The organism is Arthrobacter sp. E44 (assembly GCF_041877125.1).
GTDB lineage: Bacteria > Actinomycetota > Actinomycetes > Actinomycetales > Micrococcaceae > Arthrobacter.
This window is the reverse complement of record NZ_JBHDJA010000029.1, coordinates 37,178-44,001: the sequence shown is the minus strand read 5'-3', so window position 1 is coordinate 44,001 and position 6,824 is coordinate 37,178. Positions and strand designations below refer to the sequence as shown.

The following is a 6,824-nucleotide window of genomic DNA, read 5'->3' as shown; positions in this document are numbered from 1 at the left end:
AGAAACGGTGGAGTCGATACCCTGATTCTCGCCCAAGGCCCTCACCCCAGCCGAAACACCCTCCCCGCCCCGGACATCTCACGCGGCAGCCCTGATTACACTCTCAATTCTGAAGAGCCCGATATACGGGAATCTAACGCCTGCGGAACCATGCGGTTTCGAAAATTTCCAAAATCGTCTTCACACGTTCCGGTGAACGACCGCCTTACGGGCACGCGTTCCAGTCGTGTACACATGGGGTATGACAACAGAGGCTCCAGAATCCGCTCAGGACGATTGCCCGTTCTGCGGCATTGTTAGTCACGATTCCAGAGATCAAATCTTCTTCTCTAGCGCGGGTGAAGGATCAGGCGCAAAAATCTTTTTCAGCCCCTCGACCACGGTAATGATGGTAAAGCTATTCCTTACGGTGATTCCCTAGAGGTGTTCGCTCACCCACTCACCCTGTAACCAACGTCCCGGACCAGTACAACTAGCGCGCGGCAAAGCTTGTCCTGCGGAACCGATAATGGGAGTCCCCTTTGCGACTCCGGAAAAGGGGCCCTTCGTCTCTAAGCGTGGTTAGGTCCAGCTGAGTTTCACGGTTTGGGCCCGCACCGGCGTGGCGGCAGGAGAGAGAAGTCAGGGTCTCTTTGAATTGGTAGCGACTAAACAACCGTTTTCAAAAGAGACCCTGACTTGTCCCACTTTACTTCCTGCTCCGGCGGGCGGTGGTGTGAACGTGCCGGTGCCCTTTTGGGTATTCCCGGCGTGCACGTCACGTCCGTCGCTGAGGCCGCAAACGGCCTGATTGTCCATGTCGAAACCGACCAGACCTTCAATGGTTGCCCTGATTGTGGTGTCGTGGCCGTGGGCCATGGACGGCGCCGTATTCGCCTTCATGACATCCCGTGTTTCGGACGGCCCGCCCGTCTTATCTGGGCCAAAAGGCTGTGGCGCTGCCCGGACGAACACTGCCCCAGGAAGGTCTTCAGTGAAGAACATCCGCTGGCCGGGAAGCGGTCGATCCTGACCGCCCGGGCCGTGCGTTGGGCCGTCGATGCGCTGGAGAAATACGACACCTCGGTCTCCGCCCTCGCGCACCAGCTCGGGGTGTCCTGGCGGGCGCTCTGGAAGGGCATCGAAGCTGAAGCAACCCTCCGGATTGGAAGGCGCGAACGGCTCGTCGGCATCGACGCGCTCGGCGTGGACGAGCACGTCTGGACGCACACCGGGTTCCCCGGCACCGGCATGGTCACCGGCATCATCGACCACACCCGCGACGAGCACGGAAACGTCCACGCAAGGCTCCTGGACCTCGTGCCTGGCCGGTCCGGGAAGGCCTACGGCGACTGGCTCAAAGCACAAGGCCCTGCCTTCACCCAAGGGATCAAAGTCGCCACCTTGGACCCGTTCCGCGGCTACGCCAACGCCATCCGCGACGAAATCCCCGAAGCCATCACCGTGGTCGACGCGTTCCACATCGTGAAGTTAGGACCCGGCATGGTTGACGATGTCCGCCGCAGGGTCCAGCAAGACACTCTCGGGCACCGCGGGCGGCAGAACGACCCGCTCTACGGCATCCGCAGAACGCTGCAGCAAGGCATCGAGTCCCTTACCGAGAAGCAAGTGGTCAGGCTCGAGAAGAAGCTCGAGGCCGGCGACCCGAACAGCGAAGTGACCATCGCGTGGCACTCATACCAGAAGCTCCGCGCCGTCTACCATGCCCGGCCCGAACGAGGACGGGAGCTCATCACCGAGGTCCTCTCAAGCTTCCCCACCTGCCCGATCCCCGAAGTAGCCAGACTCGGACGAAGCCTGAGGGCCTGGAAGGCGGCGATCACGGCCTACTTCGATACCGGCGGCGCCTCCAACGGGCCAACCGAGGCGATCAACGGAGTCATCGAAACCACCCGCAGAATCGCCCGCGGCTTCCGCAACTTCAAAAACTACAGAATCAGGACCCTACTCGCCGCCGGAGGCCACCGCCCCTACCGGAAGAAATCACCCAACCACGCTTAAAGACGAAGGGCCGGAAAAGGTCCATAGCTGCACTGGATTCGCCAACGGAGTAGAATTGCCAGCTGTATCTTTGGATCGTTACGAATCGGGAGCGTTTACTGACCCGGCTCAGCGTTCCATCTTTCTTCGGAACGGAGCAGGATCAACGGCACGCTTTGCGAGATTGACTGGTCAATGCGTTTTAGCACGTCTGGCCCGGTCACCCTTCCTCCTGTGAAGTCGTCGCCGTGCGCATACACACCGATCGGAAGTGTAAGCGCTTCGAAACAACCGAACAGGGGGCGCAGCGAGTGCTCGAGTATCAGCGCGTGCTTCTCACTTCCACCCGTCGCGGCCAGGAACACGGGGACGTTCACCAGAGAATGCCGACCGATCAGGTCGAACAGATGCTTGAAGAGCCCAGTGTAAGAAGAGCGGTAGACCGGTGAGGCCACGATCAAGAGGTCGGCAGTTTCGATTTGGGAGAGCGCATTATGTAGTTGCTCCCCGATACTTTCCTGTGTGAGAGCGGCAGCTAACTGAGGCCCGAGATCGCTCACTCGTACTGCGCAAACCTCGATGCGTAGAGCCTGCGCGAGAGAATCGACGATGGCATCCAGGAGCGCGTCGGTCTTCGAAGGCGAGTTAAGCGTTCCGGAGACCGTAACCACTCGGAGTTTTGGCGGCCGACGGTCCCGTCCCTCTTCCCGGTGGCTGCTCACGGCGGTAGTGATTGCTGCCTTCATGATCGGATCGGTGGTCGCCACGTCATAATCCAAGTGGCTGTGCCGAGAGCTGCAAAGGCTGCTAGTGTCCACGCCACAGCAAAAGCGGACAAGAATCCGTAGTTATTAGGGGAAGCAACGAGGACGAGGATGGCTACGCCCAGGGCCGTCCCAAGTTGCGCACCGGTATTGAGGATGCCTGAGGCGCTGCCGGTCAAACTGGCAGACACATCGGTGCCCAGAGCAGTACCCGCCACTGAAGACAGGCCTAAGCCCAGCCCCGCAAGTGAGGCACCCGCGATGATCCCGGCCCAGTTTCCCTGGGTGGTGGCTAATACGAGGTTTCCTATACCGATGAAACCGAGACCCACGCCAGCGGCCCTGTTGGCGGCAATGGCTCGAAGGGTCGGCTTGCTCGCGACGGAGCCAAGGATGACCGCCAGACTGAACGACAGCAATGACAGCCCGGCTTCGATGGGGGTTACACCGAGCTCGTTTTGCAGGAACAGGGTCGCGAGGACGGTCGCAGAGCTAGTGGTCGCAGTGTTGGCAAAACTCACCACGGTGCCGGCCCGAAGTGAGGCTGTGCGGAAGGCATCCGGGGGAATCAAGGGTTGATCAGCCGCCCGCTGATGGACGAAGAATCCGGCGCCGATGCCAACGCCGACGAGAACAGCAATAATGCCATGAACCCGAGCCTCGGGCGTCTCGATGAAGGAACCACCGCCCACTATGGCCATGACTGCGACGGTCAAGAGGAGCGCGCCCAACACATCCAACTTCTGCGCCTTGTTCTGGGGAGGCAGTGCAGGTACCACTGTGACAAGGCCCACCAGAAGAAGCACTCCGATCGGGGCGTTGATCCAAAAAACGGCCCGCCAGCCAAACACCTGTGTCAGAACACCTCCCACGATGAAACCTGCTGCACCCGCGGCTGCGCCAGTAGCGCTCCAAGCGGCAATCGCTGTGGAACGTCTCGGCCCTGTCCCTGCAGCGTGGAGGATGAGGCTCAACGCGCTTGGCACTGATATAGCGGCAGCGATTCCTTGGATAGAGCGCGCCGCAACGAGTTGCCAGACGTCTGTCGACAACGCACCGACGACAGCGACAGTCGCGAATAAGACCACACCCGCGATGAGGACCTTACGGTGCCCCAGCTTGTCGCCCAACCGAGCGCCGAGGACGAGCAGTGCACCAAAGAACATGGCGTATGCCGTTACGACCATCCCGGCGGCTGATTGGGGGGCTCCCACTCCGCGGAGCATCGCCGGGATAGCGGTGGTCGCGCTCGTCACACCTAGAACATCAATGAATTGCACGAGACAAAGCAGCGAGATGGCCCACGTGTTCTTGTAAGAACGTGTCGGGCTCACACCTATCAATTGCTCTTGAGTGGTGACGCCCGAGCGCCCGAGCCTTTTTTCGTTTTGTGGCATGACCTATCAATCTATTGTGACTGGCTTGGTTAAGCCGTCCGCTTGTACGGAAGACCGTTGAGGTGAACAACGGAAACCTGGCCGTCGGGGTCGGGGCCGGGGCCTGATCCGAGACATATGCGCTTAGTTCCGGAGTGTGGCCCCCAAGGAGCCCCGCTGGGCTCGCAGTCAAATTTGCTTCGCCAGACGTTCCGCCCGTAAGCCTCAAGTGCCATTTGTTGACCATCGGATGCGACCAACAGGCAGTCCTCGTCCGGTACGACGGACAGCGGTGCTGCGCCGGTACGGGAATACTGCCCCGCCATCCTGGGCGCCTGGGCTTGTGTCTCTCGCTGTGCAGTGTCGTCCTCGGGCGCTTTCGAGCGACCGAGTCCGTCGAACAACTTATCGATCACCGAATAACGCTCTTCACGCAGTTCCTCGCCCCGATTGTCCATCCACACGACCCCTAAGTCGCGTGATGGATCAATGAACAACTTGACCCACATGCCGTCGTAGAACCCTTCGTGACCAAAGGGGCGGAACCCGCCCTGGTGAGGATACAAGTACGTTCCGAGACCGTACTGGATGTCCACGTCCAGGCGAGGACTTGAATGGGGTGAATGCATCTGTCGGAGTGGTGACATCTGGCTCCCCTCAAGTGCAGTTCGTAGGTGAACCGATCCGAAGAGAGCAAGATCCGAGACAGTCGTAAAGCACAAGGACGAGGGAGTAAGCTTGCTGCCGGCCTTAGCATCGTGGACGACCCGAAGCCGTCCGTTCTGACGGATGTGATGCTGAGCAAGGGGATACGTCATAGCTATAACCGGGTCATGGAAAGAGCGCAGCATGCCGAACCGAATAAAGACTGTCTCCGCCATTAGTTGCTCGAACGGAACGCCTGTCACCCTCTCCGCAGCGAGCCCGGCGAGGCTTACACCGAGGTTGCTGTAGCCGTAGACATGGCCTGGAGGTGCGATGACCGGTGTCCGCCGATAGTCTCGTATGACTGAGGCGGCTAGCCCATCCGGATCTCGTCCCAGTCCCTCGTGGATGACCGCGTCGGGAAGTAGGCCGGATTGATGACTCAGGAGATGTCGGAGGGTCGTCCCGTCGCTACATGTGCTGGATCGCCGTCTTATGCCCTCGACGTAACGGTCACTGAGTTCGTCCAGGTCAAGTACCCCCTCCGACGCAAGGGAGACAATCATCGTCGCCGTCATCATCTTGGCCACTGAGTACATCCTGAAAACCGTCTCAGGAGTCATGCGCTGCTCCGGCGATTCAATGCTGGTTGTTCCGTCACCAACCGCCAAAATCTCACCGGCAGAGGTGAAGGCGCAGAGAACTGCTCCCGGTACATCGTTCGTTTCCCGGTACTGGCGTAGGGCGCCGCGAACGTCTTGTTCGGAAGTCATCGGGCGTCGCTCTCAACTCTGGGCTGGCAAGAGCCTCGGGACAGTAGCGGCTCGCTCCTTTGCAGCATGAGAGCGTCTTCCAAGGCTTGTGCCATAAAATCGACATCCTCGAACGTGAGCTGAGGAGACAGCGGAAGATTCATCAGCCGTCGGAACCAGATGTCCTCGGCGATCGGTGTCAAGCCGATGCGTCCCCCATGGAGACGCCATTCTGGAAGCAGATGCAGAGGGAAGTATCGGAGGACAATTTGCACCCCCAGCATCTCGAGGTCACGTGCCAACTGATCACGATCGATGGTGATGTCGTCGAGCAGGAAAGCGTAGAGATGGTGCGCATGAACGTCACCGTCAGACTTATGCTGCACAGTTCGAACGCCCTCGATATTCGTGAGTTTTTCATCTAAACGGTTCGCTAGTCGACGCCTCTTTTCGACGAGGCTATCGAGTCGCTTCAACTGCGATCGGCCTACGGCAGCGGCGGGGTCACTCATTTGGGCGTTCAATCCGCCCCGAATCACCTCTTCACAGTCGTGCGTGTAGGCATTCTTCTCGTGTGTCTCTGGACGAGGAAGGGTCGCGCGCCCAAAGTGATCAAAGGAATAAGGCTCCTCGCGAAGCGAGAACCTCGCGTCGGGGTTGATGCTCCTCGCGGCCCTGAACCGAGAGTCCAGCGAAGGATTGCGGAACGTCAGCATCCCTCCTTGCCCGAGGGTCGAGATGTTCTTGAGCGAATGGAAACTCCAACAACCGATGTCTCCCCAGGTTCCGGCGCTGTGCCCGGCGACCTTTGCGCCAAGTGCATGTGCGCAGTCCTCGATTAGGAAGATGCCTCGCTCTCGCGTGATTCGAGATAGCTCCTCGAGCCCGCCGCACAAACCGCCGTAGTGGGTCGTTATGACAGCCCGGGTTCGTTCGGTGATGTTATCGACGACGCTGCGTGGGTCGAGACACAACGTGGATTCGGAAATATCAGCAAATTTCACGACGGCCGGCGTGTCCAAGAGGGGTGCTGCGGTCGCTTGGAAAGTTAATGGTGTGGTTATTACCTCGTCCTCTGGGCGAAGTTCGAGGCTGCGGACTGCAAGCTCAAGAGCCATTGTGCAGCTCGACACCGCTACAGCGTGTGGTGAGCCGACGTAGTCCGCGAAAGCTTGCTCAAACGCTGTTACGTTTGTCCCGTCCGACAGGTGGCGATCGGACTGTAAAACAGCCATCATGGCCTCGATGTCCTCACTTTGCACTCCGCTACCCTGGCCGTACTGTGAAACTCGGTAATCGGGCATCCG

General features: G+C 59.6%; 5 protein-coding genes. 1 reads left to right on the top strand and 4 read right to left on the bottom strand.

The window, feature by feature from the left end; translation table 11 throughout:
• Positions 1 to 678: 678 nt before the first annotated feature.
• On the top strand, positions 679 to 2,001 hold the full coding sequence (locus ACETK3_RS19315; protein WP_373993415.1) for an ISL3 family transposase: 1,323 nt from the start codon (positions 679 to 681) through the stop codon (positions 1,999 to 2,001).
• A 95-nt stretch (positions 2,002 to 2,096) separates the two neighbouring features.
• On the opposite strand, the gene msuE is transcribed toward ACETK3_RS19315, so the two are convergent.
• From msuE to ACETK3_RS19295, 4 genes are read right to left on the bottom strand one after another with little or no spacing between them, the layout of a single operon-like run.
• Positions 2,097 to 2,747 (bottom strand): FMN reductase, encoded by a 651-nt coding sequence (gene msuE / locus ACETK3_RS19310; RefSeq protein WP_373993414.1) that lies wholly within the window; start codon positions 2,745 to 2,747, stop codon positions 2,097 to 2,099.
• Positions 2,723 to 4,141: an MFS transporter gene (locus ACETK3_RS19305; RefSeq protein WP_373993413.1), complete on the bottom strand. Its 1,419-nt coding sequence runs from the start codon at positions 4,139 to 4,141 to the stop codon at positions 2,723 to 2,725. Before ACETK3_RS19305 ends, msuE begins: the two co-directional genes overlap by 25 nt.
• Before the next feature lie 29 nt (positions 4,142 to 4,170).
• Positions 4,171 to 5,538 (bottom strand): serine hydrolase domain-containing protein, encoded by a 1,368-nt coding sequence (locus ACETK3_RS19300; protein WP_373993412.1) that lies wholly within the window; start codon positions 5,536 to 5,538, stop codon positions 4,171 to 4,173.
• Positions 5,535 to 6,779, bottom strand: a complete 1,245-nt coding sequence (locus tag ACETK3_RS19295) for a DegT/DnrJ/EryC1/StrS family aminotransferase (protein ID WP_373993411.1) — start codon at positions 6,777 to 6,779, stop codon at positions 5,535 to 5,537. Before ACETK3_RS19295 ends, ACETK3_RS19300 begins: the two co-directional genes overlap by 4 nt.
• Between the last annotated feature and the right edge of the window lie 45 nt (positions 6,780 to 6,824).

Excerpts from the sequence above, each read along its gene's own strand:
- ACETK3_RS19300 (WP_373993412.1), bottom strand. The coding sequence starts at position 5,538 with ATGACTTCCGAACAAGACGTTCGCGGCGCCCTACGCCAGTACCGGGAA.
- ACETK3_RS19305 (WP_373993413.1), bottom strand. The coding sequence starts at position 4,141 with ATGCCACAAAACGAAAAAAGGCTCGGGCGCTCGGGCGTCACCACTCAA.